Source organism: Streptomyces sp. SID3212, from assembly GCF_009865405.1.
Taxonomy (GTDB): domain Bacteria; phylum Actinomycetota; class Actinomycetes; order Streptomycetales; family Streptomycetaceae; genus Streptomyces.
In genome coordinates this window covers 1-934 of record NZ_WWJY01000986.1, presented here as the reverse complement: position 1 = coordinate 934, position 934 = coordinate 1, and the positions used below count along the sequence as shown (strand labels likewise).

General features: G+C 73.9%; 1 protein-coding gene. It reads left to right on the top strand.

Annotated elements, in window-relative coordinates:
- Positions 1 to 335: 335 nt before the first annotated feature.
- The coding region (locus tag GT042_RS29465; RefSeq protein ID WP_161311755.1) for a helix-turn-helix transcriptional regulator at positions 336 to 934 on the top strand (599 nt) is incomplete at its 3' end.

Sequence of the window (934 nt, the reverse complement as noted above, 5' to 3'; positions counted from 1 at the left end):
GGTCGTGGGCGGCGCCGTCCCCCGCGACCGGCAGCTGCATCGCGCCGAAGCCCAGCCGGGGGATCGTGGTGGTGCCGCCGAGCGGGAAGTCGCGCCGGGGGGCGGGGTCGGGCGGGGAGGAGGGAGTCATGGGGGAAGCATGCTCACGCGCGCGCCGTACGATCAAGCCCGTCGCGCCCGCCGCTCCCGACGCCCGCGCCGTACCGGGAACCGCTCCGGTACCACACCGGCACCGCCCCGGGCACACACGCGGTTTTCTCCCAACAAGCCGTGCTCAGCGGCCTGTTGCTGTGGCAGACTGCCCGCGGCGCGTCCGCGAGGCTGAGGGGTGGAGTGTGAGCGAGCCACGGTCCGCACCGACGGTCGGTCAGCTCGTCCTCAGCAGGCGGTTGCGTGTGCTGCGCGAGAAGGCCGGCCTCACCCGTGAGCAGGCCGGTGCGCTGCTCCGGGTCACCGCCGCCACCGTCCGCCGGATGGAGGCGGCCGAGGTCGGGCTCAAGATCCCGTACGTCCAGATGCTGCTGCCCGCGTACGGCGTGCCGGAGCCGGAGATCGCGGTGTTCCTCCAGCTGGCGGACGAGGCGAGCCGGCCGGGCTGGTGGCAGCATTTCCACGACATCCTGCCGGACTGGTTCAGCGGTTACGTCAGCCTCGAAGAGGCCGCGAGGACCATTCGTACGTACGAGCCGCACTTCGTGCCGGGTCTGCTCCAGACCGAGGAGTACGCCCGGGCGATCCTCGCCCCGGACGCGCTGGGCCTGGCGAGCAGCCCCGCGCGGATCGAGCGCCAGGTGGCGCTGCGGCTGGAGCGCCAGACCCTGCTCACCCGCCCCGACGCCCCGGTCGTCTGGGCCGTGCTGGACGAGACGGTGCTGCGCCGGCCGGTCGGCTCGCCCGCGCTGATGCGGGCGCAGATCGACCGGCTGCTGGAGGC